Origin of the sequence: Algoriphagus boseongensis (genome assembly GCF_004362805.1) — a bacterium.
In the GTDB taxonomy this organism is placed as follows: Bacteria; Bacteroidota; Bacteroidia; order Cytophagales; family Cyclobacteriaceae; genus Algoriphagus; species Algoriphagus boseongensis.
Map to the genome: position 1 here is coordinate 522,978 of NZ_SNYF01000005.1, position 26,397 is coordinate 549,374.

Here is a 26,397-nt window from a genome sequence, read left to right on the forward strand (position 1 = left end):
TTATAGGCAGGATTCTTCAAATTTGCTCAAAGCGTAATCGCTGCCTTTTGTTGCTGCTTCCTGGATTAATTGGCAACCTTCTGGATTTCCCATTTTTGCCAGACAAACACCCTTTCTGGCTAGGGCTTCGACATGATCAGGATTGTTTTTTAGGACAAAATCAAAGTCTTCCAAAGCCCAAGGAAGGTAGCCGATCTTGAGCATGGCAAATCCTCGATTATATCGTGCGGTTAGGTTGTCAGGCTCTTTTTTCAAATAAGTATTGAAAGAAGCTGCCGCCCCAAAAATATCTCCTCGACTGGCTCTTGCCATTCCCATGTAATAATAAATCGGGGCAAACTCAGGATCCATCTGCTGGGCTTGCTTCAGGAAGGTTTCTGCACGTTCCCAATTTTTCACCATCAATTGAGATCTTCCAGCCAAATAGGTGATTTCAAAATCCTCAGGATCCAAACTGGAAGCCTTTAAAATGTGTAGTTCAGCACTTTTGTAATACTCTTTGTCAAACAGAATTTTTCCTATTCCTGCATGAGCCTGAGCATAGTCTGGATCGATGTCAATGATTCGCTCGTAGTCTTCCATCGCCTCATCCATCATTCCTAATTCCTCATAGGATCTTGCTCGAATATGGAGGGATTTAATGTCTGTCACGTGAAGAAATAGCCTTCTGCTGACTGCTGAGATGGTTTCTTCATAATTTTTAGCCTGATATAATGCTTCAATTTCTGCCGGATCGGGTGAGCAGGAAAAAATACCTATTGATGAAATAATCGTAAGTATATGACAAAGTCGTTTCATAACGAAAGAAACAAAAATAAATTCAAACCAAAAAGCAAATCATTTCATTCAAGAAAATTTAACATAAAAAAAAGCCACCCTATTGGATGGCTAGCTTATTCAGTGCAAGAATCTCATAGAACTCCCTTCGTACTGGGCAATTGATTGATATTTCTCGGATCTCTCATAACAGCCATTTTTATGGCTCTTGCCAGACCTTTGAAAGTTGCTTCAATTTTATGGTGCTCATTTTCACCTTCTACCTTGATATTCAGATTGCATTTGGCTGTATCTGAAAAGGACTTGAAGAAATGGTAAAACATCTCAGTCGGCATGTCTCCGATTTTTTCTCTTTTGAATTCAGCCTCCCAAACTAGCCAAGGCCTTCCTCCAAAATCAATTGCTACCTGAGCCAAAGCATCATCCATTGGGAGTAAAAAGCCATAGCGATAAATTCCTTTTTTATCTCCTAAGGCCTTCAAATAAGCTTCTCCTAAGGCCAAAGCAGTGTCCTCAATGGTATGGTGCTCATCGATATGAAGGTCTCCTTTTACTTGAATTTCCAAATCTGTACTTCCATGCTTTCCTAGTTGCTCGAGCATGTGATCGAAGAAATGCAGCCCTGTGGAAATGTTGCAATTCCCACTTCCATCCAGATTTACCTTGATGAAAATATCCGTTTCAGAAGTGGTTCGGCGTACCTCAGCACTTCTGGAAGGCATTTTTAAAAAGGAATAAATCTCGTCCCAATCCTTGGTAGAAAGAGCTGCATCTTCATTTTGATCCCCAATGAAGATGGCTTTCGCCCCAAGGTTATTTGCCAATTGGACGTCTGTGAATCGGTCACCAATCACATAGGAATTAGCCAAGTCATATTCCTCAGAGAAATATTGGGTTAAAAGTCCCGTCCTTGGTTTTCTAGTAGGAGCATTTTCATGTTCAAATGTCTTGTCAACATGAATTGCTTTGAAAAAGACATTCTCCTGCTCCAGAGTTTTGAGCATTTTAAACTGAGCTGGCCAAAAGTCTTTTTCAGGAAAAGAATCTGTTCCCAAGCCATCTTGGTTGGTGACCATAACGAGCTCATAGTCTGTTTCCTCGGCTATTTTTCTCAAGTTTGAAATAGCTTTGGGGAGAAATTCCAGCTTTTCAAGACTGTCTACCTGAAAATCTGTCGGCGGTTCTTTGATAATTGTGCCGTCGCGATCTATGAAGAGTACTTTTTTCATTTACGATTTATGAATTACGATTTACGAGCAGAGGTATAGATTTTGGCCTTTTTTGCTCGATTTATATTTTTCAAAATAGGTTGGAATTTAATTTTCCAATCTGTTAATCTTTCAATTTTCCAATTCAGGCGCAAACCTTCCTCAGTGCATTCAATAGCCTTTCATTTTCCTCTCTTGTCCCGACTGTGATTCGAAGACAATCCTCGCAAAGCAAGACTTTTGCCCGGTTCCTAACGATGACTTTTTCACCGATCAAATCATCATATACCTGATTGGCATGTGGAATTTTGACTAACAAGAAGTTAGCGTGTGAAGGATGAATTTTCTGAACAAAAGGAAGTTTTTCCAATTCAGCTTTCAGGAATTCACGTTCGTCCAAAATATCCCGGATCATCTGATCCACTTTGTCCTTGTTTCGGATTGCGGTTAATACGGTTTCCTGAGTAAGCCCAGAGATATTGTAAGGAGCTTTGATTTTATTCAAGATCCGAATGATTTCCTCGCTTGCGAAAGCCATCCCCAGACGGAGCGCTGCTAATCCCCATGCCTTTGAAAATGTCTGCATGACCAGCAGGTTTGGATAATTATCCAATTCTGTCGTGAAACTTAGCTCATCGCTAAAGTCAATGTACGCTTCATCCACTACGACTAATCCCTTAAATTCTCTAACTAATCGAAGTACATCCTCACGCTTCACCTTATTTGCGGAAGGATTATTAGGAGAACAGATAAAAAGGATTTTGGAGTGCGGATCTGCAGCTGCGAGAATCTTTTCAGGCTGAAGTTGAAAGTCCGCGGTAAGCGGGACTTTTCTAATTTCTACATCATTGATATTGGCACTCACCTCATACATTCCATAGGTGGGAGGGAGAAGAATTACATTGTCCTTTCCAGGATTACAAAAGGCACGATAAAGCAAATCAATGGCTTCGTCAGATCCATTTCCCAAGAAAATCTGAGTTGGTCTTACTCCTTTGATTCTAGCAATTTCTTCCTTTAGTGCTTGCTGATACGGATCTGGATAGCGATTGAAATCCTGTTCGGTAATCGAGCCAAAGGGATTTTCATTGGCATCCAGAAATACTCCTTCCTTACCAGAATACTCATCTCGAGCAGAGGTATAGGGCTGAAGTTTTGCAATGTGTGGGCGCAATAATGAATTCAGATCAATGCTCATTGTTCGTTGTTTTTCAAGTAATTAAGACGAACAGTTACAGCATTTTTGTGAGCGTCCAATTGTTCATTAGCTGCCATGATTTCAACCACTGGGCCTAAGGATTTTAGTCCTTCAGGGGTGATTTTTTGGTAAGTGATTTTCTTTACAAAACTATCCAAAGACACTCCGCTGTAATTTTTTGCGTACCCATAAGTGGGTAGGGTATGGTTGGTTCCTGACGCATAATCCCCGGCAGACTCAGGAGTGAAATTTCCGATGAAAACTGAACCTGCATTGTAAATCCCATCCAAGATTTCTTCCTCGTTTTGCACCGCTACAATAAGGTGCTCCGGCGCATACTCATTGATTAGAAATAAGGCTTCTTCCTGATTTTCCATGACCACAGAAGTGGAGTTTTGCAAGGCTTTGAAGGCGATGTCTTTTCTTGGCAGATCCTCCAATTGCGTATTGATTTCTTTCAAAACCTTCTTCGCAAATTTTTCAGAATTCGTCACCAAAACCACTTGCGAGTCTACCCCATGCTCTGCTTGAGAAAGCAAGTCTGAAGCGACAAAAGAGGGAATGGCAGTCTCATCTGCATAAACCAAAACCTCAGATGGTCCGGCAGGCATATCAATTGCAACTCCGTATTTGGTAGAAAGCTGCTTGGCAGCCGTGACGTATTGATTTCCTGGACCAAAGATTTTATCCACTTTGGGAACACTCTCAGTACCTAGAGTCATTGCTGCAACAGCTTGAGCTCCACCTACCTTGATGATTTTTGAAATTCCAATCAAATCTGCGGTGTATAAAATTGCTGGGTGAATTTTGCCTTCTCGATTTGGTGGGGAGCAAAGCACGATTTCCTTGCATCCAGCCAATTTAGCTGGAACACCCAACATCAATACGGTACTGAAAAGGGGAGCTGTTCCTCCAGGAATATATAAACCTACTTTTTGGATTGGGACGCTTTTTCTTCTACAGATCACCCCCGGCATGACTTCTTCGATCAATTCCTCCGAAGCCTGAGCCGCATGGAATTTTTCAATATTGGTTTTGGCGACTTTGATGGCCTCACGAAGTTCCTTGCTAATCTGGTTTTTGGAAGCTTTAATTTCTTCTTCGGAAACGATCAGGTTTTCCAAATTGACATGATCGTACTCGTGAGCAAATTTCTTAAGGGCTTTGTCACCACTTCGCTCTACTTTTTCAAAAATAGGCTTGATGATTTTATTGATTTCCTTGGTTTTTTGAACCGGTCGGGCAAGTTGTTTTTTCCATTTTTCAGGAGAAGGATTGACCAGAAGTTTCATAGCTATATTTATTAATACCCCTTAATCGGATTAAATGACCATTTTTTCGATCGGAACTACCAAAATGCCTTCTGCTCCAGCAGCCCTCAATTCTTCAATATTTTCCCAAAATTGATCCTCGCTCAATACCGAGTGAACTGAAGACCAGCCTTCTTGAGCCAATGGCAGAATTGTCGGACTTCTCATTCCTGGAATCAGATCAATGATTCTGGGGATGGAGGTATTAGGAACATTCATCAGCACGTACTTGTTGCTTTTTCCCTTTTGGACAGCATTGATTCTGAAAAGCAATTTGTCCAAAATCGCCTTTTTCCAATCAGCCAAATTGGTGTTGCCGATAAGTACTGCCTCAGATTTGAAGACTTCTTCTACTTCCTTGAGGCCATTCATCATCAGGGTAGATCCTGAACTGACGATATCAAAAATACCTTCAGCCAAGCCAATGCTTGGGGCAATTTCAACCGAACCGCTGATCTCATGGATTTCTGCTTGGATTCCTTTTTTCTTCAAAAAGTCTCCCAGTATTTTAGGATAAGAAGTGGCTATGTTTTTACCGTTGAAATAGTCTAAACCAGTATACTCCTGACCTTTTGGTATAGCCAAAGAAAGTCTGCATTTGGAGAAGCCTAACTTCTTTAGGGTTACTACTTCTTTGTCTTTTTCTACGAGTTCGTTTTCTCCCACAATTCCCAAGTCTGCAACTCCATCGGCCACATAGCCGGGGATATCGTCATCTCTGAGAAATAAAAACTCAACTGGGAAATTGGTGGAAGTGGACTTGAGTTTGCCAGTTCCATTGTAAAATTTGATGCCACACTCTTTGATCAAACTGAGTGAATCATCGGAAAGTCGGCCGCTTTTCTGAACGGCAATGCGGATAATCTGTTCCATGAGGACAAGTTACGCTTGTAAAGTGAATGATTTGGAAAATTTTGGTGAAAGGCCGAATCCCTGTCATCAGCGTCACCGGATGGGTGTGTAATTATATTCCTCTCAAGAGGAATGATGGAAATGATGCAGCATGTGTGCATGCTGTGCATTTGCTAAAAATTCAATATTTCTACTGATGTTTTCCATTTACGTGGGCAAATATAGACAGGGATCGTAAAGAAGCAAACCGGAAATTGAATAAGTAAAAGAAAAAGTCGGGATTAATTCCCGACTTGGATTTGGTAATGGCGAATGGGTTTTTCTCCCAAAAGATGCTCAAGGAAGTAATCCCAACGTTTTTTGGTGAAATAATCTCCCGGAGGTCTTCCAAAACTGTGATTTCGGCTAGGCCAGATGAATAGGTCAAAGTCTTTTCCTGCTTTGATAAGTTCCTCGGCCAGTTTGAAGGTGGCAGATGGGTTGACATTTTCATCAATCCCTCCATGTGCCAAGAGCAGATGTCCTTTTAGATTTTTAGCATTGGTAATATTGGACTGCTTGTGGTAAAAGTCGCCCACAGGATAACCCATGTACATTTCGGGCCACCAGGCTTTTTCCATTCGGAAATCATGATCTCCAGCAGAAGAAACGCCAACTTTGTAGAAATCAGGATGCAAAAGTATAGCCCGACCTGCATCATATCCTCCAGCAGAATGACCAAAAATTCCTACACGGGTGATATCCAAGAATTTCTCCTTTTCTGCCAATTGGGTAATCGCCAGCACATGATCTGTGGTCCCGTCTCCTAAATTAGTATAGGAAACATCCGCAAAGGACTTTGATCTCCCAAAACCTCCAAGACCGTCCACCGTGGCGACAACAAATCCCAATTCTGCCATCGGCTGCTGGTGTCCGAATAGTCCTGCTTTAAAAGTTTTTGGGGCTGTGGAAGTATGCGGGCCGGTATAGGTATAATCGATAATGGGGTATTTCTTCTTCGAATTGAAAGTGGTGGGGAGAAAATAGACTCCAAAAATCTCCGTTTTTCCATCCTTTGCTAGTGCTGAAAAAGGAACTGGAGATTTGTAGCCTCGTTTTTTCAGATTTGAAATGTCTGCTTCAGAGATTTTATGGAGGTTTTTACCAGTTGCTAAATCGATGAGTATGGATTGGGTAGCTTGATTGACTGTGGAGTAATTATCTACCGCAAATTTTCCATCAGGTGAAATGTAGATTTCATGGTAGGCATTTTCCGGAGTCAGAAGTTGGAGTCCTGATCCGTCAAGATTTACCTTATAAAGATGATTGAAATAGGGATTTCTTCCTGGCTCTTTTCCGGAAGCTTCGAAGTACAGAATTCCTTTTTCCTCGTCCAGAAATGAGATCTCATTGACCACGTATTCACCTTGGGTAATAGGCTGGATTTCTTTTCCGGTTTTCCAGTCAAAAAGATACAGTTGATTCCAGCCAGACTTTTCCGAATTGAGGATAAACTGCCCATTTGCCAATCTTCTAAACTGAAAATCCCGATTGACGTGGGTGGGTGAGCTTTCAGAATAAACTTTTCGGATGGAGGTGTTCTCTGCGTCCAATTCGATCAGATGATATTCTTTGAAACCTCTTGGAATAAAGAATCCACTGAGACTTTTGCTATCTGGAGCCCATCTTAGGTTGAGGCCTATGAAATGAGGAGAGGTGAGTTCTGGGATGGTTTTTTCCGATCTTTTTTCCAAATCGAAGATTACCGGAATGTATTTAACCACTGTGCTATCTCCAGGAGACCCACGATAATAGGAAAGAAGATCAGGTCGGAATTTCTCTTCCTTGCTCCAATCCAGCAGGTACATTTTTTCTGCGATTCGAAGGTCGACGATTTGGGTAAATATCTTTTTGGAATCAGGAGACCAAGTGACAGTAAATCTATCTGGTCTTTCCCCATTTTCCCCTTCCATAAGATCACTCCAGCCGTAATAAGAAGCATATTCAAATTCCTTTTTCCCCAGTTTGCTTAGCTGGATTTCTTCATTGGTTTCCAGGTTTTGGACGTAGAGATTGTAATTTTTGATGTAGGCTTTCCACTTCCGATCTGGAGAAAAGGATTCAAATTCATTTCGTGAAGAGCTGGGAATAGAATTGAGCGAATTGTCTTGAGTGTTCCACGTCCAATCTTTTCCTCTCCAGCGGAAGGTGATGATATGGCTGTTTCTCACTCCTGTGAACTGAATTGGTAGGTTTTTTTCATCCAGTTTTTCTCCAGTTTTTTCAGATAAAAGAGCAGCAAGTTTGGGATGGTCGAACGCTTCTTGGGTCTGAAAAGTCTCCGTATTGGTAATAAAGAAGCGCTTTCCTTCAGCTGTAAAGGCCGAATGGCTAAAAGTCTTTCCTCCTTCGAACCAATTGGGAATCACTTCCAAGTGATAGACTTCTTTTTCTAGATTGGAAGTTAAAAAGTACTCAGCACGATGATAAGTTTCTTCAGTGACTTGAGACTTGGCGTGAAAAGAAAGAAGGAAGAATGTCAGTACTAGTATTTTTTGAATAGGCTTCATGAATGAAAATTTCTTAGGCGAAATTCAATTTAATGAAAAAGAAAAAGGGCTGATTTCATTTTTGATGAAATAGCCCTATTCGTTTTTTAAAGGGAATTGAATTTATCCTGCAGCCAAATAGGCTTTTTTCAACCAGTCAAAAACTTCGGGACTTAATTGCTCTTCATGATTGATGACTACCTTGTGACTACACATGGCATTGGATTTTGTCTCTGCCTCAAGAATACCTTCGGAAGCTTGTCCTTTTAGGTTTATTCCGATTTCATAGCGGGTCTTGGTTGCGGGAATCAACATGGCAAATTGCTTTTTTCGTTTTACGCTCACGTAGGCATTTTTGGGAGCGAACTCCACATCTGATCCAAAAGATTTGAGTTCTTTTTCTATTTGTAGATAGATTGGCCAGAAATGCTCCTTGCCTTTGTATTGGTTTTTCACGAGTTCGTTCACATCCTCAGCCGAACCCGCATCCGATTTTAGGGACTTATGTGCCACCAAATTGGCAAAGCCATGAGTGAATCCATGGTTTTCTTTCAGGAACTTCAGGATTTCTCCATGCTTTTGAAATTGCTCTTTTTGGACAATCTCAATCCATTCACCGAGACTTTTCCCGGTGTTTTTTTCAAGATTGTCAATCATGGTTTGTGCGGCTGGGTCCATGTTTTTGGGTTTAAATTTCTATTTCTGTGACAATTGGAAAGTGATCTGAAGCTTGGATCAAATCATCTTTGATGCTTTGGATAAGTGGGTCGGATTTTTCCAAATAAGGATTCCAAACTTGGCCCTTCTTCACTTTTAGTCCTTGGCTAACCAAAATATGGTCAATCAAGACGGTAAACTGATCTCCTGTTATTCGGTCTTTGAACCTTCCCGAATATGGAGACCAACCATTTGCTGTCAGTTTTGGTCTGGGAAGGGCAGACTTGAGCACCCATTCAGGTTTCCAGAGATCACCCAAGAGAATTTCCACCGCGCTTTTTGAAAACTTGTTTTCGTAAAAATCCAGATCAAACCCATCATTGATATCTCCCATTACGATGACTTCTTGACCTTTTGAAAGGTAATGGTCGCACCTCTCCCGGATATGCATGCATTCTCCAAAAAGCTTGAGTCGATCCCGCTGAGAAATCATCTCAAATCTGGCGTAGTCCACTTTGTCAAAAATCCCTTTTGACTTGGTATGTGCTATAATTACCCTGGAAATCAAGGTGTCATCCAAGCCTAAAATACTCAACTCCAAAGGTGGGCGGTAATGCTCGTATTGCTCTTTGATCATCCGATTGGTGGTATCCATCAAGAAAGGCTGGTCAAATCGAGTACTCGCTTTGGTTTCAGGCGTGAAAAGCACATTGAGCTTTGAGGTATTAAATAAAGCCCCAAGTTCTTGTTGACCGGCTGAAGGGAATCCATGGATTGCAGAAAAGGTATGGCCGGGAAGATATTCATTGGACCAGTCGATCAATTGCTTGGAAGTTGTTTTTGATCCATTTACCAAGGTGTCTGGCCCTTCAACAATCCCCAAAAAGTCAGGATTCATAGCTTGAATTACTCGAGCAAGTTGTCGGCTTTTGGTAGCTTCTTTGCCGGTCAGTTTTGGACTTCCATCGGATTCGAAAAGATCTCGCATCCATTCCACATTGTATACTCCAATTTTTAAAATCATAAAAAAAGCTTTTAAAGTAAAACAGTAATTTAATTTACCATTTTACTTTAAAAGCCTCATAATCTGAGCTGTATTTCTTAAACCTTGATGTAAATTTTCTTTTTATCCATCCAATATCCAATGACCCAAATCAGTAGCATGTAGCTAATGGCGAATAGAAAGGAAGCATTTTTTGGTCCCAGCCAACTGGTATAGAAATTTTGATAAATGAATCCCTGAAGTGATGTTTCCCCAACTGGGATCATCGAGAAAATAGAAATAACCACTCCTGAGAGTACATAGAGGATTAAAGGATTGCGGCCAAAAGCCTGGAAAAAATAGGTCCATTTGGTCAATTTCTGAATTTCAACCAGGTAGATCAAAGCTGAAATCAAAATGACTCCCCATCCCACAGTCAGAAGAACATAAGAGCTTGTCCAGATTTTCTTATTGATAGGGAAGACTATATCCCAAGCATAACTTAAGGCAATCAATACCACGCCTGCAATCAATAAGGTTTTGACAGTGTTAATAGTGTTTCCTTTTTTCTGAATTAGTTTTCCGACAAAATACCCTGCAATTACATTGACTGTGGAAGTCAGGGTGCTCAGAAGTCCTTCCGGATCAAATGGAATTCCTTCTCCCATATACATTCTCTTTTCACCGATCAAGGCGATATCCAACTTGATTTGAGCATTTCCAGTCAAGCTGTAAGGATCCCCGGAATCTCCGAAAATATAGGCAATGACCCAGTAACCAAGAAGCGCCGCTCCGCTATATATCCAACCTAATCTTTCTCCTCCCCAGAATAAAATCAAAGCAGCTAATAGATAGGATAAAGCGATCCTTTGCAAAACCCCAAAAAATCTAACTTCACTCAAATCAATGAAGACTATTTCACCAGCTTCGTTGTAATCAAAAAATGGAAAGGCATTTAACAACCATCCGATCAAAAAGATAAGAAATGCTCTTTTGAAGACCTTTTTATAAAATTCAGAGGCCTTCATTTCTTGCATTTTTTTCAAAGCAAAGCTCATGGCATTCCCCACTACAAAGAGGAAAGTTGGGAAGACCAAATCGGTAGGGGTGAAGCCATGCCAATCCGCATGGGCCAGTGGGCCATACAAATTGCTCCAGCTTCCAGGAGTATTTACAATGATCATAAAGGCAATGGTCATTCCCCGGAGAACGTCCAGTGCGAGATACCTATTGTTTAGGATCTTTGATTGGTGGTCTATTGACATGGGTTAATTGGGTGGGTGGTTGATGATTCTTTAAACTTCTATAATTCTACTATGCTAATTTGAATTTTCATAATCAGAATTTAAAGGAGATTTATTTAAATGGATTTGCCTATTTCATAAACAGAAAGTTTTATAAATATTTCATTACTAAATAATTATATGATAATTTAATGAGCGTATTATTTCTTTATTCTTTAATAAACTCTCTAATTTTTATGAAAAAGTATTTTATTATTCTATTTGCCTTCCTATTTGGAACCTGCTTCATTTCCTGTAAAGAAGAACAATTCTTATCTCCGGAAGACAAAGACTTTGAATCTGGGGTTTTAGTCTTTTTAGATTCCACTCAATTTTCCATTAGGGAACCATTAGCTGATTCTGATAAAATCAAAAAGGAAAAGGAAAGAATTAAGGACTTTGCAAAGAAAAATTTAGATGATCTAGACATAGATGAGAGTAATATTTACCTGGATAAAGTCCCTTGGTTTTTCGCCCAAAAGGTAAACAAAAAGCAATTAGATAAAATCAAGAAAGAGACAGGGAAGCCTAACAGTGGAGTTCTTGAAAACTATCCTAATCTTCCCATGGAACTTCAAGGGCGTAAACCCATGATGCAAGGAGATCCAATTCTTCAAGGCAGAAAACCCATGATGCAGGCGGATTGGCGGTATGATTCAAGTAGCTATGCCAGTGACTTTGTTCTATGGATAGGGGGAGGAATTCAAGGAACTCCTCCTGCTGATAGAACTGTCTGGATTTTGGATACGGGAATTGATTCCACGCATCAGGACCTAAAGGGAATGGTCCTCAGCAATGAAGGTAAAAGTTTTACCGGGGGTAATTCAGGAGTAGACCTTAATGGGCACGGAACAATGATTGCGGGGATTATTGGTGCAAAAGCTTATAATCAACTACCTGGTGGAGATCCTGAAGACATAGGAATCAATGGAATTGTCCCTGGAGCGAGAATGGTTTCAGTTCAGATTTTGGACAAAGACGGAAATTCCAATTTGCATCAATTCACTCAAGGTCTAGATTATATCCTAGGAAAAGCTCAGCCTAATGATGTGGTTAATATCAGTTTAGGAATGGCGAGGAATACTTGTAATTGGGGACAAATAGGAAAGAAAATAAAGGATTTAGCAGCAAAAGGCGTATTTGTTGTTTTTTCTGCAGGAAATGAAACTGATTTGAATTCCAGTAATTTCCCATCCTGCCTCGCAGATGGAGATTTTATGATTAGTGTGGGTTCCATAACTATGTTTTGTAATGGTGCTACCGTAGTTTACTCTAGCTTCTCTAATTATGGAACTATCCAAATTGCTGGGCTGTCAAAACCTATTTGGGTTGCACCAGGAGAGCAAATTTTCTCCACCTTCCCAACCAATTTAATTGGAAGTGGAACTGACAAAGGTGCCTATGGACTGGCATCTGGGACTTCTTATTCCGCAGCAATGATGTCTGGAATTATTTATTCTTTGGGAAGGGTGCCTACTGGAATTGATTCTGTTTTAAGAGGAGGCGAGGGAGTGAAATACCCCATTGCAAAATTCTAATTCTAGATTAAAGCTTGATCCAGAGTTTCCTCTGAATTTCTCAAAAATCAATCAGAGCATTTTAAAGGGTTTATCGTTCTCTTTGCAAAGAGGTAGAGCCCAATTGCTGATTTAGGTTGGCTATTTCCTTTTCGATTTTGGAAACGATTGTAGCATACTCTTTGGTTTGTCTAAATTCTGCGAAAGCAGGATGCTGAGAAACTATAAAAAGTTCTCTCCAACCCCTTTCAAAGGCCAAATTCAAGAATTTGTTTACTTCCTTGAATTCTCCTCGAATTGCTTTTGCAATAGCCAGATCAAGAGCAAGATTAAAGTCCTCATCTCCCTCAATTAGGTAATCCATTCGGAGCTCTATACTCTGATCCAATAATTGATTTGACCATTCTCTTTCTCCTTTCAAATTCAAGATATAGGCAAGATTGATGGGAATCACGTAATAGGGATCATTGGCATAGTCCTCAGTCAATTCAATGGATTTTTCAAAGTAAGCTTTCGCAGAATCTAAATCCTGTAAGTAAAGAGAAAGCAAACCTGCGATTCCAAAGGCATTGGAGTCTCCATCATTTAATATCAATGGAATCAATTGTGCGGCTTCAGAGGTCTTTCCTTCTGAGATAAATGTATAGCCGAGTTGTTCGTAATTAATTGCGTTGACCTGATGCTCTAATGCTTGATTGATATAGTACTCTGAATCTTCATTTCTTCCCAAAATTCTACAGATCCAACCAGAGATTTGGTAGGGAATAAAGGCTCTAGGATTTAGGGAAGAGGATTTGATTTGTAGGCGAAGTGAATTGACCAAGTCTCCTTTGGAAAAATAGATGGTCGCTAGATTACCTATCGCACGGCTGAGATTCGGCTTATAAGCCAGGGCCTTTTCAAAGGAAATCTGGGCGTATTCATTCTTCCCTTTGTAGTAGTAATTGATGCCTTTAGACGTATAGGCTTCAGCAAGTGTAGGCTCTATGGCTAAGGCATTATCACTAGCTTCCATGCTGGAATCAAGCCATGTCATACTATAGCCATAAACAGGCATTTGGGAATAACAGTCGGCTAAACCTGTATAAGCCAAGGCATAATTTGGGTCAATTGAAATTGCTTTTTTGAAAAGTTTAATCGCTTTTTGATTATCATCTAGGCTATATTTGAAGTAATAATTTTTGCCTTGTAGATACAGATCATAGGCTTCTGCGCTGGTGGTTTGGGTTTTTTCGATTTGGAATTGCTCCTGGGCACTCAGGTTGGCATTTAATGCTCTCGCAATTTCTTTGGCAATGTTGTTTTGCAAAGCCACAATTCCGCTGCTCTCTCTGGTAAAGGTTTCCGACCAAATATTTTGAGAGGTGGAAATGTCTAGGAGCCTGACGTTGATTTGGATTTTTGATCCAATAAAATCAACGCTTCCCTTCAGGATTGTGGTGACACCGAATAGTTTTCCTAGCGAATCTAAGGGTAGGTTTTCATCTTTTAAGTCATCCACTTGCTCAAATGGGATAACTTTTATGGAGTCAATTTCCGAAAGCTGGAAGATAATATCGCCGGTTAGTCCTTCGCTGAAATAATCATTTTCAGAAAGATTACTCAGGTTTTCGAAAGGCAGAACAGCCACGGATTTTTCCTTCCCCCAAGTCGGTCCTTGATAAAAATTGCTCCAAATCAAGGCTGCTATAAGAATCAGAAAAAGAGCACCAACAGCCCATCTCATCCAAGGATTTCTTTCCTGATACTTGATGTTTTGAAGAATTTCTGCCCGCTTGGGGATACTAAGTGGAGGATTGGTCAATGCATGAAGCTCAACTTTATGCTCCACGTTTTTCAATTCAAATCCTCCCAATTTTACTGTGGAGTATTTTGGATTGGTTTGGATTTGTTGATGAAGTGAGTCTGAAATCAAAATGCAACCAGGTATACCCACACTTTGAATTCTGGAACTTTGATTCACCGCATCTCCAAAAACATCTCCATGATCAAAGATTATATCACCACAATGAAGACCGATTCGCAATTGAAACTTGCCATGTCCTATGCAGGATTTTTGAATTTCTAGTGAAGCGGAAAGGGCGGATTCTGCATTTTCAAACACGCCTAAAATTCCATCCCCAAGTTCTTTGACTACCTGTCCCTTGTATTTGGCAAATACTTCTTGGTGAACATTTAGGTTTTCTTTCATCAATTGAAAGGCAGAATCTTCGTCTTTACCCATTAGTCGGGTGTAACCAACGATGTCTGAAAAAAATACAACTGCTTGCTTGCGAAGAAGCTCCTGATTCATACCTCTCAAAATTAACCAAAGGTGAGTTTTACCTAGGATGTATTAAGCTAGGAAATTTTAGGGTATTAAAAGTACTATTCCGTGGCAAAAAATGGGACTTCCCTTATTTGGGTTGTATAATAGCCTTAAATTTCGGTGAATGACCACTAAGAAAAATCATAAAATGAAAAGGGTAATTTCTTTGCTAATAATGGCCTTTTGGCCTGTTTTTTCTTTTTCACAAATCAAGGCTCAATGGGAATTGCTTGAAAATAAATTCGGCGAAAATGGATTTCACAAAGCTCAAATTATTCTTTCCAATTCATCTAATTCGGTCATTGAATCTGGCTGGAAATTGTATTTCAATACCATTTTCATCTCAGTAAATACCCGCCTAAATTCCGAGGAAATGGTTCTGGAGCATCTTCAGGGCGACTTTTTCAGGATTAAAGGCAAGGAAAAATCTTCTCCCATTTTACCGGGAGAAAGTATTGTTTTGACCTATCGGAGTTCAGGGCCATTTCTGAAAAACTCTTACGCTCCCGAAGGATTAATTCTTGAACTACAAGATGGGCAGGTCATCGAGATTTCTGATTACCAAAGGCAGAAGCTAACAGTAGAGGAATTGGGAGAAATGGCTAAAGAGACTCAATTGAATTTTCTTGCCGAGGAGAATGAAAACCCAATTTTAAATATCCCCGATTCTCAAATCCCACCCTTTTTGCCAATCCCCAAAAAGTGGAAGTATACCGGAGAAGTCGTTCGGGTAAAAAATGCTGGGTTGGGTGTAGTGGGATCTCCTGAATTTGTGGAGGCTTCTACCTTTTTGCTGAATTCTATCAAAAAGGGATATAAACCCAAAGTGAATAGAGAAGAGACTCCCGTTACTATCCGCATTCAAAAGCGCGATGGTTTTTCCAAGGAGGAATACCAAATGAAACTTTCAGGAAGGGTAGTAGAAATCCTTGCTTCTGATCCAGTTGGAGCATTTTATGGAGTTCAGTCTTTTCTAGCCATGATGACTCCGGATTTTTGGCAAGGAGAAAGTCAAGAATTGAATTTACCGCAAGTTGAGATTTCAGATAAACCGACTTTTGCTTACCGTGGGTTTTTTCTGGATGTCGCCAGAAATTTTCAATCCAAGAAAGAAATTCTCAAGATTTTGGATTTGATGGCTTTTTACAAACTTAATGTCTTCCATTTCAATCTTGCCAATGATGAAGGCTGGAGAATTGAGATTCCAGGACTTCCTGAACTTACCGAATTCGGTTCCAGAAGAGGGTTTTCCCCTGATGAAGCTGAGTTTTTATGGCCATATTATGCTTCAGGAGCTAATCCTGACCAAAGCTCAACTGGTTCGGGGTTTTATACCATGGAGGATTTCAAGGAAATCATAAGCTATGCTAAGTCTCTGAATATTGAGGTGATTCCAGAGATCGGAGTTCCTGCCCATTCCCGTGCAGCGATTTTAGCAATGGAAAAGCGCTACCAGAAATTCATGGCCTCGGGTAATTCTAAAGATGCTTTGGAGTATCGATTGGCGGATCCGGAGGATACTTCGATTTACCTTTCCGCGCAGAATTTCAGAGGAAACACCATTTGTGTTTGTCAGGAGTCTACCTATGCCTTTTATGAAAAGGTGGTTTCAGAAATCCAAAAAATGTATCAGTCAGCTGGGGTTGAATTGAAAACCATCCACTCAGGAGGGGATGAAGTTCCACGAGGAGTTTGGACTGGATCGCCTATTTGTCAGGAGTTTCTTGCTAAAAATCCTCAAATCAAGCAGGGGGAATTAGTGGATTATTTCAGAGAAAGAATTGATGGTATACTCGCTAAAAAAGGTTTGGAAATGGCTGGATGGGAAGAAATAGGCCAATCTCATCAAGGAAATCAAGTGCTGCCAAATCCCAAATTTTCGGATAGGAACTGGAGACTTCATGCTTGGAATGCCGTGGCTGGCTGGGGAGGGGAAGATATGGCCTATCGACTCGCCAATGCCGGGTATCCTGTAGTTATCAGTCCTAGCTCCAATTTTTATTTTGACCTTGCCTATTCTTGGGATCCCGAGGAAAGAGGGCACACTTGGAGCGGCGTAGCTGATACCTACCAAACTTGGAAGGCTGTTCCGATGAAGCTCTATCTTTCTCATGACCAAACCCTCGATGGAGCAGCTTGGGATTGGGAAAAAGCCAAGGCCAACTTTACAGAACTGACTGAAAAAGGCAAAAAGAATATCATTGGAGTATCGGGACAACTCTGGACAGAGACGGTAAAAGGCCCGGAAATGATGGAGTATTACCTTTTTCCTAAAATGTTTGGCTATGTGGAAAGAGCCTGGAATGGTGATCCAGAATGGTCCAATCTTAATTCGATCTCTGAAATGGAGCAGGCAAGAAATCAGGAATGGAACGTGTTTGTGAATCTTTTACTAAAAAGGGAATTACCAAGGCTTGATTTCCAATTTGGAGGTGTGAAATACCGACAACCTAAAGAATGGAAGCTAGCTGACTAAAGTCCTTTGATTTGATTCTTGTATTTAGAAATTAGCCTTTCGTTAATTTCCTCGCCTTCATTGCCATTGGAACTATGGAAAATTTCCGCATCAATTCCTTCCTTAATCAATAATCCGGCTGCTTGAACTAGGATGGCTTGGAGTAGTGCTACCCCGATCACGGTGGAAGTAGCTCCGACTTTTTTCCCTGAAATACTGACCGAAGCATCTCCGATTTCACCAAAATTATCCAAGACTACATCTCCCAATTGGTAGAGCTTTAGGCCTGAGGAATGCCTTGATTCCACAGAATGGCTGTGTGCTAAATTGGTGATGACAATAACTTTTGCGCCTTTTGACTTAGCAAAATTTGCCATTTCTATGGGGACTGCGTTTCTTCCAGAATTTGAAGAAATAATAAATATATCCTTTGAGGACAGGGGGAAATTCTTGATCAAATCCTCCCCATATCCTTCTTTTCTTTCAATCTCTGTGCTTAAGGAAGCGCTTTCATGAAGCATCAATGGAGGATCCAAAATCGGAATCACTTTGGCAAAACCTCCCGCTCTGTAAAAAATTTCTTCCGCCAGCATATGGGAATGTCCCGTGCCACTGGTATAAATCCATCCCTCATTTTTAAGGCTTTCAGCAATCCATTTTGCCGCAAGTTGAATCTGGTTTTCCTGTTCAAAAGCTTGTTTCAGCTTAGTGAAAATAGATTCTTGGTAGAGTTTATAGGGCTCCAAATTCATGGAAAAAGGATTTAATAGATAAATAATTCGTCCACAAATACCCAGCCTTTTGCTCCGGCACCGGGATGCCACTTGGGAAGTTTAGATATAGGCTTGAGTTTGATTTTGATCTGATCAAAATCTTCTTCTGGTAAAAGGAAATTCAAAAAACCATATCTAGCCCCTTCTGCTTTTAAGGATTCTTTGGGTTTGGGGACCTCGATTTTTTTCCATTTAGAATTTTCCGCTACCCATAATTCAGCCGATTCAGGAGGGAAAATGTAGGCACCTTCATTGAGCAGCAAACTGGCCTGAATTGATTTTGGATGCTGACCTTCTTTCAAAGAAATCTCAACTTCTAAAGCTGAATCAGTGAAACCCAACCATTCCCCTGAGGTGTGGTTGGCTTTTCCTTTTACCCCGTCGAATAAGGTTTCTGCGCCAATTCCTTTATATTTTGGATTAGGCTCAATGGCTAGCATAAATGATTTTGGCTGAATTCCCTTTCTGAAAACAGTGGTTTTTGTTTCCTCGCTTCTTATCCAATCATTGGCAAAAGCCTTAGCTCGGATAGTCGAAGTTCCTTTAATAAAAACGGGTTTGGAATAAATCAAACTCGAGATACTGTCTGGCTCTGATTCATCCAGAGAGTAGCGAATTTGAACGGATTGAATGGGATGGGAGAGGATAACTTCCACTGAATCATCAAACATGATTTTCTCAGTCTCGATTTTTGGAGGATTGAGCTGTAGAATGATTCCTTTTCCATCAAAACCAAAATCGATTTTGGTGTTGGGAAGCGCATCCTGCAAGGATTTTTGTTCATCTTCGGTAAGGTTGGATTCCCAAAAGAAAAGTTTTCTGAGCGAGCTGAGTTTCTTTAAGCTTTCCAAACTCTCACTTCCAAGGCTATTTCCAGAAATCGCCAAAGATTGCAAGGAGTTTATGTTTTCAATGCTTTTAAGCTGCGAAGATGATATGCCTGTGAAATTTAACTGAAGCTCTTCCAGATGTGTAAAGTCTTGAAGAAAACCCAGATCTACTTCCTGCAAAGGCATTCGGTTAAGATTCAATCTAACAATTTGTTTCTTTACTGACTTCAATTCTGACAAGGAATTGGGATCAAAAGTAGAAGCCCCAAAATAGGCTGCCTCCAAAGCCGGAGATCCCGGGTAAATCGGTTTTACTTTTCTAAAAAAGTTATTCAGTTCCTCGATGTCATCCTCGCTGGCAGGAGAAAAAGAATAGGTTTTTTCTGAAGTAAACCGATTGGAAGCCAATTGAAATAAAGGCTCATCCTGATTCAGATCGGCTACTTTTTGGTCAAAAGAACCACCTGAAGCTACCCAAAGCCGAAGAATTTCTATTTCCTCATCCGTCAACTGGGCTTTGTTCTTTGGAGGCATGTGGTCTTCATCCTCTAGCGGTAAATGGATTTTTTGAAGAAAAAGAGAATTTTCGGTGTCACCAGCCAAAAAGAATGGACCTGTTTCTCCTCCTTTTTTGATGCCTTCAATTTTATCCAAGCGTAATTCCCCCTTCATTTTCCCTTCTTTATGGCAAGAAATACACTTCGCTTCCATGATTGGCTGAACCAAATCTCGGAAGACCTCAGCATCCCCGAAAGCGACTAACTGAGCTTCTTTAGATAGAACAGGTTCGAATAAAAAGTTGTCTCCATGGGTTAGATTAGCTCCAAAATGGCCAGTTAATACTAAAACTACAGCAAGAACTGTCGAGCCGATTTTTAGGGATTGTGTCTGTTTTTTTAGTAAAAAGTAAATTCCAGTTGAAAGGAAAAAAGTGGCTATTCCCAGCCATTTGTGCCAGGAAAAGGAAGTTCCCTCATAATCTTCTGTGGCTAATATCAGGCCGGCAACAACCGTAAAACCAGCCAAATTTGCCCCTAAAACCAAAATTGGTTTTCCTGTTTTTCCCCAGTCAGAATTTGGTATCCAAACAATAGCAATAGCTAGTAAAAGTAAAACAATTGGGAAATGTAAAATCAATGGATGTGTTCTTCCTATCACTTGAATCCAGGTAGGAATAGAAAGGCTTTTTCCACCAATGAGTAGGATGACAATTAGTCCAATCCAAAAGAAAAGCAAGTTTTCAAGCCAGAAGAAAATTCTTGATTTGGAATCCATGCAATCAAGCGATAAGGTCTTTGACTACATTGCCGTGAACATCGGTTAGTCGATAGCGACGGCCCAAATGTTTATAGGTGAGCTTTTCATGGTCGATTCCCATTAGATGAAGCACTGTTGCTTGAAAATCATGGACATGGACTGGATTCTCCACGATGTTGTATCCGAAATCGTCTGTTTCCCCATATACTATTCCAGACTTCACTCCGCCTCCAGCCATAAAAATGGAGAAGGCTCTTGGGTGATGGTCTCGCCCGTAATTTTCAGGAGCTATTTTTCCCTGGCAATAATTGGTTCTGCCAAATTCTCCTCCCCAAATCACCAATGTCTCATCCAACAATCCTCTTTGCTTCAAGTCTGTAATCAATGCTGCTGAGGCTTGATCTACGTCCTTAGCCTGACCAATCATCTGATTTGGGAGATTGTCATGCGCATCCCAGCCTTGGTGATACAGTTGGACAAATCGAACTCCGTTTTCAGATAGTTTTCTTGCCAAAAGACAATTCGCAGCATATGTCCCGGGAACCAGACAATCTGGCCCGTATAGTTTGATAATGCTATCCGATTCTTTGGTCACATCGGTGATTTCTGGGACAGCCGTCTGCATCCGAAAAGCCATCTCGTATTGCTGGACTTTTGCGGTTATTTGAGGATCATTGAATTCCTGATAGCTCAAATCATTCATGGCTGCGATTTGGTCCAGCATTTTTCTTCTTTGATCTCTGGACATTCCATGAGGATCGGATAGATAAAGCACCGGATCTTCGGAATTTGAAAACTGTACTCCCTGATGCTTGGCATCTAAAAAGCCATTGGACCAAAGTTTGGAATAAACTCCTTGCCCATTTCCTTTTCCTCTACTGAGCAAAACACAGAAAGCTGGCAAGTTTTCGTTTTCACTTCCCAAACCATAGCTTAGCCAAGACCCCATACTTGGACGATTCCCAACCTGAGCCCCTGTTTGAAAGAAGGTTAAAGCGGGATCGTGATTGATTGCCTCGGTATGCATGGATTTGACAATACATAAATCATCCACCACTGATGCCAAATGAGGAAAAAGGGAGGAAATCCAGGCTCTGCTTTGTCCGTATTGGTTAAATTCAAAATAGGAGCCTACTAGAGGGAAGGATTTTTGTCCTGCTGTCATGCCGGTTAGGCGTTGGCCCATTCGGATAGATTCGGGAAGTTCTTCTCCAAAGTTTTTTTGTAAAAGAGGCTTGTAATCAAATGTCTCCAGCTGGGAAGGAGCTCCATTTTGAAATAGGTAAATAATTCTTTTGGCCTTCGGTGCAAAATGGGGGAGAGCCCGCATGAGTGAATCCTCCGCTTCCTTTTTACCGGTAAATAAATCAGGAATCAAAAGTGATCCCAAAGCAGCACTGCCAATACCCAAGCTCAATCGGGAAAGGAATTTTCTACGATTATGATTTAGACCATTTTCTAAAATTTCTTTTTCCATGGTTAGCTTTTGGTAATAGTTTCTTCCAGATTATACAAGCTCACAATCACTTGCATCAAAGCCGCATTTTCCGGGGTTATGGCTTCTGGGTTCATGGGGTATTCACCCACATCCAAAATCTGCTTTGATTTTTCCGGGTTGGCTTGGAATTCCTCCAATTCACTTTCATAATAATCCAAAATGAGACTTCTCTCAGAAGATTTCATTTCTCTACAAACGATCCGCTTGAAGGCCTCTTCAATTGCAGATTCATGGTCTTTGTATTTCTCCGAAAGTTTAGTGGACAAAACTCTAGAAGCTTCCAATACCATGGGGTCATTTAGCATCACCAAAGCCTGAAGTGGAGTATTTGTACGGTTACGGGTGATCTCGCATCGATCCCGATTACTGGAGTCGAAAATGATGGCTTTTGGAGGAGGGACTGTGAGTTTGATGAAATTATAGATTCCTCGTCTGTAGAGTTTTTCTCCCTTGTCTTGAACGTAGGTTGCCAGCACACCTCTTCCGGAAGTTGCAGCTTCCCATAAGCCAGAGGGCTGGTATGGTTTGATGCTTGGCCCACCAATCTCCCGAACCAGAAGTCCGCTACTTGCCAAAACCAAATCTTGAATATTCTCAGCTGGAAGTCTAAGCCTCGGGGCTCTGGCCAGGTAATAATTGTCTGGATCAATTTCCAAGTGTTTTTTACTCAGACTTGCAGATTGTCTATAGGTTGAAGAGAGCATTATTTGCTTATGAAGGCGCTTGATGTCCCATCCGTTCTCCATGAAATCAGCTGCCAACCAATTCAATAATTCGGGATGCGTAGGAAGATCTCCCTGCATCCCAAAATCGCCGGCAGATTTGACAATTCCTCTTCCGAAGATTTCCTGCCAAACCAAATTCACAAAAACTCTTGAGGTCAAAGGGTTTTCCTTTTCGGTAGCCCATTTTGCTAATCCCAAACGGTTTTTTTCAAAATTTTCAGGGAATTCTAAAATAGACTTTGGTGTAGAAACTTCCACTGGAATTGTTGGGGCATCATAGACTCCCCGGTCGAGGATAAAGGTGGTTCGCTTTTCCTCGCCTTCCAATTCTCCCATCACAGAAATGCTCAAACGGGAAGTATCCTGATGATTGATAAAACTTAAAATTCCATCCAAATCTTCTCTTTCCACCCAGAGGATTGGAGATTTTGCAGGTTTGGATTGACTCACGTCACCCTCAAATCCTTTTTCTTTTGAATTATTGAAAAAGGCAAAAAGCTCATAATACTCCTTTTGTGAGATGGGGTCGTATTTGTGGTCATGGCATTGGGCACATTCCATGGTAATTCCCAAAATCCCTTTGCTGAATGTATTGGTTTTGTCTAAGACATATTCAATTCGATATTCCTCAGGAATAACTCCTCCCTCTTCTGTGTATTTGTGATTTCTGTTAAAAGCTGTAGCCAAAATCTGCTCTTTGGTGGGATTGGGTAATAGGTCTCCCGCCAATTGCCAAGTTAGAAACTGATCATAGGGCATGTTTTTGTTGAATGCATGAATCAGCCAATCCCGATAGGGCCATTGGGTTCGGATATTGTCGTCCTGATAGCCGTAGCTATCTGAATATCTGGAAATATCCAACCAAAGAATAGCCATTTTTTCACCATAAGCCGGTTGGTTGAGAAGTTCATCGATGAGATCCTCATAGGAATGGCCTTCCGGAAAACCTGCATAGGCTTCTAATATTTCGGGACTTGGAGGAAGACCTGTCAAATCCAGACATGCTCTTTTTATCAGGGAATAGGAGTCTGCTTCCTTATTTGGTTCCAAGCCTTTTTGACTCATTTTTGAAAATATGAATCGGTCGATTTCGTTGGTTCCCCAATCAGTTTCAGGAAGAGAAGGCTTTTCAATTTTCATAAAAGCCCAATGCGGTTCATATTTTGCTCCCTGCTCAATCCAGCGTTTGATTAATTCAATTTCCTGGGCGGTAAGGGATAGGTTTGATTCTGGAGGAGGCATAAGTTCCCCCGGATCTTCTGAAGTGATTCTGTGATAAACTTCAGACTCATTTGGTCTTCCAGAAACCAAAGCAAACTTTCCGGGACTCTCTTTTAACGCAGCAAAAGCACCCTCTTCAGTATCTAGCCTTAAGTCAGCCTCCCGTTTATTTGCATCCGGACCATGGCAGGCGAAGCATTTGTCTGATAGGATGGGGCGGATATGAAAGTTGTAGCTTATCTGATCTCCATCTGCCAATCCGATTGGAGCGGAAGACTCATTTCTACAAGCTCCCAAAAGCAGAAGTAGAAATGAAGAAAAAGTCAGAAAGGAATTCTTGGAAATGGTCACATGAGTTGGAGATATGTTCTTAAAATTTATGGAAAATTTTTAAAAAATGGAGGGTTCATTTTTTTCTGAATATTGATCAAGAATTTCTAGATAGACATAAAAAAGAAAAAGCCACTCATTTGAGTGGCTTTTGGGTAGTTTATAAAACTATTTTGATTATCCCTTAATTACTGAGAAATCAAAGGTTTCTAGAAACTTGGTTGTGAAATCACCAGCCTTAAATTGCTCGTTTTCCAACAAAGCAATGTGGAATGGAATAGTTGTCTTGATGCCATCTATTACAAATTCCTCCAAGGCTCTTTTCATTCTCACGATGACTTCCTCTCTGGATTGACCGCTGACAATCAGCTTAGCAATCATAGAGTCATAGTTAGGTGGAATTACATAACCCGCGTAAACATGGGAATCCACACGAACGCCTCTTCCACCCGGGATATGTAGGTTGTGAATTTTTCCTGGACTTGGACGGAAGCCGTTTGCTGGATCTTCTGCATTGATTCTACACTCCATCGCATAAAGCTTTGGATAGTAATTTCTTCCTGAAATGGTTTCCCCGGCAGCTACTTTGATCTGTTCTTTGATCAAATCGAAGTCAGTTACTTCTTCAGTGATGGGATGCTCTACCTGAATTCGGGTATTCATTTCCATGAAGTAGAAATTACGGTTCTTATCCACCAAAAACTCGATGGTTCCGGCTCCTTCGTATCCAATGGCTTCAGCACCTTTGATCGCCGCCTTACCCATTGCTTCTCTTAATTCTTCTGTAATGAATGGAGAAGGAGTTTCTTCCACAAGCTTCTGATGTCTTCTTTGAATGGAACAATCACGTTCAGAAAGATGACAAGCTTTTCCAGTTTTGTCGCCTACAATTTGAATTTCGATGTGTCTCGGTTCCTCAACGAATTTTTCCAAATAAAGCCCATCATTGCCGAAAGCAGCTCCAGATTCCATTTTTGCATCATCCCATGCTTTTTTGAAATCCTTATCTTCCTTGACGATTCTCATTCCTCGGCCACCACCACCGGCAGTAGCTTTGAGAATGACCGGGTAGCCCATCTGGTTTGCAAGCTTAAGTCCTTGCTCAATGGAGTCAAGAAGACCTTCAGATCCTGGAATTGTCGGTACTCCAGCTGCTTTCATGGTTGCCTTAGCGGTTGCTTTGTCACCCATTTTGGCAATCATGTCAGGAGAAGCTCCGATAAATTTGATCCCGTATTCCTCACATATTCTTGAGAATTCGGCATTTTCGGAAAGGAATCCATAGCCCGGATGAATGGCATCAGCGTTTGTGATCTCAGCTGCTGCGATGATTCTAGGGATATTTAGATAAGATTCTCTACTTGGCGCAGGACCGATACAAACTGCCTCGTCCGCAAAACGGACATGCAAGCTGTCTTTGTCTGCCGTGGAATAGACTGCAACGGTTTTGATCCCCATTTCCTTACAGGTTCGGATCACCCGAAGTGCTATTTCTCCGCGGTTGGCTATTAATATCTTTTTAAACACCTTTTTGTCGCTTTAGTGAAAAAATCAACCTGCTGGATCAACCAAGAACAAAGGCTGATCATATTCAACTGGAGTTGCATTGGAGACTAGTATCTTAACGATCTTACCTGAAATCTCAGATTCGATTTCGTTGAATAATTTCATCGCCTCAATAATGCATACTGTTTGACCAGCTTTAATCGAAGACCCCTCAGACACGAATGGAGCGGAATCCGGATTAGGAGTCAAATAGAATGTTCCGATCATTGGAGATTTGATCTCTACTAAGTTGGATGGAGTAGCTGCAGGAGCTGCTACTGGAGCAGGAGCAGGAGCTGCAACTGGAGTAGGAGCAGGTGCCGGAGCAGGAGCAGAGACTACTACTGGAGCCTGAGCTACAGGAGCTGAATCTGCATATTTTTTTATGGAAAGTTCGAATTCCTCGGTCTTGATTTTTACCTCTGCAAGGCCGGAGTTGGAAATGTAGTCGATCAATTCCTGAATCTCTTTAGCTTTCATAGGGTTCTTTTTTGGTTCGATGTCTTTGGACATGAGTGTTGGGTTAAAAACAATAAAGCTGTGTAATTTACAGAAATCACACAGCCAATTACAATTTATTTTACGCGTTCGGAGTACGACCCATCTCGGGTATCCACCTTGATCATGATGTCTTGATCTACAAAAAGAGGCACCATAACGGTTGCTCCCGTTTCTACAATAGCAGGCTTCAATGCATTGGTTGCTGTATCTCCTTTAATTCCAGGCTCGGTATAGGTGATCATTAATTCCACGAATGGAGGAAGCTCAACAGAAAGAGGAGTTTCAGTTTCTGCATGAACAAGAATATCAACCATCTGACCATCTTTCAGAAGATTTGGCCTTTCGATCAAATGCTCTTCAAGAGAGATTTGTTCAAAAGTCTCGGTATCCATGAAATGATGCCCTAAATCGTCCTTGTAAAGGAATTGATGAGGTCTTTTCTCTACTCTCGCGGTAGTGACTTTTTCTCCTGCGGAAAATGTTTTGTCCAAAGTTTTGCCAGACTTCAAACTCTTGAGTTTGGTTCTCACAAAGGCTGCACCTTTTCCTGGTTTTACGTGCTGAAATTCGACAATGGAAAATATGTCATTGTTCATTTCAAGACACAATCCATTTTTAAAATCTGCAGTACTTGCCATAATT

General features: G+C 41.0%; 20 protein-coding genes. 3 read left to right on the forward strand and 17 right to left on the reverse strand.

The features are described 5' to 3' along the window. The 5 genes from DFQ04_RS02310 to hisG form a co-directional block, all read right to left on the reverse strand. A complete protein-coding gene (locus tag DFQ04_RS02310) occupies positions 1–798 on the reverse strand; it encodes a tetratricopeptide repeat protein (RefSeq protein WP_133552283.1) in 798 nt (265 codons plus the stop codon). Positions 799–911: 113 nt separating this feature from the next. After that, entirely contained in the window at positions 912–2,006 is a 1,095-nt protein-coding gene (gene hisB / locus DFQ04_RS02315) for a bifunctional histidinol-phosphatase/imidazoleglycerol-phosphate dehydratase HisB (protein WP_133552285.1), read from the reverse strand. 124 nt (positions 2,007–2,130) lie between these two features. Next, positions 2,131–3,183 (reverse strand): histidinol-phosphate transaminase, encoded by a 1,053-nt coding sequence (gene hisC / locus DFQ04_RS02320; protein WP_133552287.1) that lies wholly within the window; start codon positions 3,181–3,183, stop codon positions 2,131–2,133. Beyond that, a complete protein-coding gene (gene hisD / locus DFQ04_RS02325; RefSeq protein ID WP_133552289.1) occupies positions 3,180–4,475 on the reverse strand; it encodes a histidinol dehydrogenase in 1,296 nt (431 codons plus the stop codon). The genes hisC and hisD overlap by 4 nt, the downstream gene beginning before the upstream one ends. A gap of 30 nt (positions 4,476–4,505) precedes the next feature. Next, positions 4,506–5,366, reverse strand: coding sequence for an ATP phosphoribosyltransferase (gene hisG, locus DFQ04_RS02330; protein ID WP_133552291.1), 861 nt, complete (start codon positions 5,364–5,366; stop codon positions 4,506–4,508). 26 nt (positions 5,367–5,392) lie between these two features. On the opposite strand from hisG, the gene DFQ04_RS18275 reads away from it, so the two are divergent. Further along, complete coding sequence (locus DFQ04_RS18275; protein ID WP_166637236.1) at positions 5,393–5,542, forward strand: hypothetical protein; 150 nt, start codon at positions 5,393–5,395, stop codon at positions 5,540–5,542. 84 nt (positions 5,543–5,626) lie between these two features. Here DFQ04_RS18275 and DFQ04_RS02335 read toward each other — a convergent pair whose 3' ends face one another. From DFQ04_RS02335 to DFQ04_RS02350, 4 genes are all read right to left on the reverse strand, one after another. Continuing rightward, positions 5,627–7,894, reverse strand: a complete 2,268-nt coding sequence (locus tag DFQ04_RS02335; protein WP_133552293.1) for a S9 family peptidase — start codon at positions 7,892–7,894, stop codon at positions 5,627–5,629. Positions 7,895–7,996: 102 nt separating this feature from the next. Then, positions 7,997–8,551, reverse strand: coding sequence for a DUF4287 domain-containing protein (locus tag DFQ04_RS02340; RefSeq protein ID WP_133552295.1), 555 nt, complete (start codon positions 8,549–8,551; stop codon positions 7,997–7,999). Positions 8,552–8,561: 10 nt separating this feature from the next. Next, a complete protein-coding gene (locus DFQ04_RS02345; RefSeq protein ID WP_133552297.1) occupies positions 8,562–9,554 on the reverse strand; it encodes an endonuclease/exonuclease/phosphatase family protein in 993 nt (330 codons plus the stop codon). Between the two features lie 77 nt (positions 9,555–9,631). Then, positions 9,632–10,777: an acyltransferase family protein gene (locus DFQ04_RS02350; protein ID WP_133552299.1), complete on the reverse strand. Its 1,146-nt coding sequence runs from the start codon at positions 10,775–10,777 to the stop codon at positions 9,632–9,634. Between the two features lie 215 nt (positions 10,778–10,992). On the opposite strand from DFQ04_RS02350, the gene DFQ04_RS02355 reads away from it, so the two are divergent. After that, entirely contained in the window at positions 10,993–12,333 is a 1,341-nt protein-coding gene (locus DFQ04_RS02355) for a S8 family peptidase (RefSeq protein WP_166637237.1), read from the forward strand. Positions 12,334–12,403: 70 nt separating this feature from the next. Here the strand turns inward: DFQ04_RS02355 and DFQ04_RS02360 are convergent, their stop codons facing one another. Beyond that, positions 12,404–14,605 carry an adenylate/guanylate cyclase domain-containing protein gene (locus tag DFQ04_RS02360; RefSeq protein ID WP_133552303.1) on the reverse strand — a complete coding sequence of 734 codons (2,202 nt, stop codon included), beginning with the start codon at positions 14,603–14,605 and terminating at the stop codon, positions 12,404–12,406. 163 nt (positions 14,606–14,768) lie between these two features. Here DFQ04_RS02360 and DFQ04_RS02365 point away from each other — a divergent pair, with 163 nt between their 5' ends. Then, positions 14,769–17,096, forward strand: coding sequence for a family 20 glycosylhydrolase (locus DFQ04_RS02365; RefSeq protein WP_208110498.1), 2,328 nt, complete (start codon positions 14,769–14,771; stop codon positions 17,094–17,096). Here the strand turns inward: DFQ04_RS02365 and DFQ04_RS02370 are convergent. The 7 genes from DFQ04_RS02370 to efp all read right to left on the reverse strand — a co-directional run bounded on the left by DFQ04_RS02370 (position 17,093) and on the right by efp (position 26,393). Next, the gene (locus DFQ04_RS02370; protein WP_243739621.1) at positions 17,093–17,827 is read right to left on the reverse strand and encodes a sugar isomerase domain-containing protein; all 735 of its coding nucleotides are present in this window, start codon (positions 17,825–17,827) and stop codon (positions 17,093–17,095) included. The two genes, DFQ04_RS02365 and DFQ04_RS02370, sit on opposite strands and share 4 nt — an antisense overlap. Positions 17,828–17,838: 11 nt before the next feature. Next, positions 17,839–19,953, reverse strand: a complete 2,115-nt coding sequence (locus tag DFQ04_RS02375) for a c-type cytochrome domain-containing protein (protein ID WP_133552307.1) — start codon at positions 19,951–19,953, stop codon at positions 17,839–17,841. 4 nt (positions 19,954–19,957) lie between these two features. Beyond that, a complete protein-coding gene (locus DFQ04_RS02380) occupies positions 19,958–21,412 on the reverse strand; it encodes a DUF1501 domain-containing protein (RefSeq protein WP_133552309.1) in 1,455 nt (484 codons plus the stop codon). Between the two features lie 2 nt (positions 21,413–21,414). Further along, positions 21,415–23,730: a PSD1 and planctomycete cytochrome C domain-containing protein gene (locus tag DFQ04_RS02385; protein ID WP_394345577.1), complete on the reverse strand. Its 2,316-nt coding sequence runs from the start codon at positions 23,728–23,730 to the stop codon at positions 21,415–21,417. 156 nt (positions 23,731–23,886) lie between these two features. Then, the gene (gene accC, locus DFQ04_RS02390) at positions 23,887–25,236 is read right to left on the reverse strand and encodes an acetyl-CoA carboxylase biotin carboxylase subunit (protein WP_133552311.1); all 1,350 of its coding nucleotides are present in this window, start codon (positions 25,234–25,236) and stop codon (positions 23,887–23,889) included. Between the two features lie 24 nt (positions 25,237–25,260). After that, positions 25,261–25,734, reverse strand: a complete 474-nt coding sequence (gene accB, locus DFQ04_RS02395) for an acetyl-CoA carboxylase biotin carboxyl carrier protein (RefSeq protein WP_133554328.1) — start codon at positions 25,732–25,734, stop codon at positions 25,261–25,263. Positions 25,735–25,829: 95 nt separating this feature from the next. Beyond that, positions 25,830–26,393, reverse strand: coding sequence for an elongation factor P (gene efp, locus DFQ04_RS02400; RefSeq protein ID WP_133552313.1), 564 nt, complete (start codon positions 26,391–26,393; stop codon positions 25,830–25,832). Between the last annotated feature and the right edge of the window lie 4 nt (positions 26,394–26,397).

What these genes read in the sequence shown, in the direction of transcription:
- DFQ04_RS02350 (WP_133552299.1), bottom strand. Translation starts at nt 10,777, where the DNA reads ATGTCAATAGACCACCAATCAAAGATCCTAAACAATAGGTATCTCGCA.
- accB (WP_133554328.1), bottom strand. Translation starts at nt 25,734, where the DNA reads ATGAAAGCTAAAGAGATTCAGGAATTGATCGACTACATTTCCAACTCC.
- hisG (WP_133552291.1), bottom strand. Translation starts at nt 5,366, where the DNA reads ATGGAACAGATTATCCGCATTGCCGTTCAGAAAAGCGGCCGACTTTCC.
- hisB (WP_133552285.1), bottom strand. Translation starts at nt 2,006, where the DNA reads ATGAAAAAAGTACTCTTCATAGATCGCGACGGCACAATTATCAAAGAA.
- DFQ04_RS02380 (WP_133552309.1), bottom strand. Translation starts at nt 21,412, where the DNA reads ATGGAAAAAGAAATTTTAGAAAATGGTCTAAATCATAATCGTAGAAAA.
- DFQ04_RS18275 (WP_166637236.1), top strand. Translation starts at nt 5,393, where the DNA reads ATGATTTGGAAAATTTTGGTGAAAGGCCGAATCCCTGTCATCAGCGTC.
- DFQ04_RS02375 (WP_133552307.1), bottom strand. Translation starts at nt 19,953, where the DNA reads ATGGATTCCAAATCAAGAATTTTCTTCTGGCTTGAAAACTTGCTTTTC.
- efp (WP_133552313.1), bottom strand. Translation starts at nt 26,393, where the DNA reads ATGGCAAGTACTGCAGATTTTAAAAATGGATTGTGTCTTGAAATGAAC.
- DFQ04_RS02310 (WP_133552283.1), bottom strand. Translation starts at nt 798, where the DNA reads ATGAAACGACTTTGTCATATACTTACGATTATTTCATCAATAGGTATT.
- DFQ04_RS02355 (WP_166637237.1), top strand. Translation starts at nt 10,993, where the DNA reads ATGAAAAAGTATTTTATTATTCTATTTGCCTTCCTATTTGGAACCTGC.
- DFQ04_RS02365 (WP_208110498.1), top strand. Translation starts at nt 14,769, where the DNA reads ATGAAAAGGGTAATTTCTTTGCTAATAATGGCCTTTTGGCCTGTTTTT.
- hisC (WP_133552287.1), bottom strand. Translation starts at nt 3,183, where the DNA reads ATGAGCATTGATCTGAATTCATTATTGCGCCCACACATTGCAAAACTT.
- DFQ04_RS02345 (WP_133552297.1), bottom strand. Translation starts at nt 9,554, where the DNA reads ATGATTTTAAAAATTGGAGTATACAATGTGGAATGGATGCGAGATCTT.
- DFQ04_RS02370 (WP_243739621.1), bottom strand. Translation starts at nt 17,827, where the DNA reads ATGAATTTGGAGCCCTATAAACTCTACCAAGAATCTATTTTCACTAAG.
- DFQ04_RS02340 (WP_133552295.1), bottom strand. Translation starts at nt 8,551, where the DNA reads ATGGACCCAGCCGCACAAACCATGATTGACAATCTTGAAAAAAACACC.
- DFQ04_RS02335 (WP_133552293.1), bottom strand. Translation starts at nt 7,894, where the DNA reads ATGAAGCCTATTCAAAAAATACTAGTACTGACATTCTTCCTTCTTTCT.
- hisD (WP_133552289.1), bottom strand. Translation starts at nt 4,475, where the DNA reads ATGAAACTTCTGGTCAATCCTTCTCCTGAAAAATGGAAAAAACAACTT.
- DFQ04_RS02360 (WP_133552303.1), bottom strand. Translation starts at nt 14,605, where the DNA reads ATGAATCAGGAGCTTCTTCGCAAGCAAGCAGTTGTATTTTTTTCAGAC.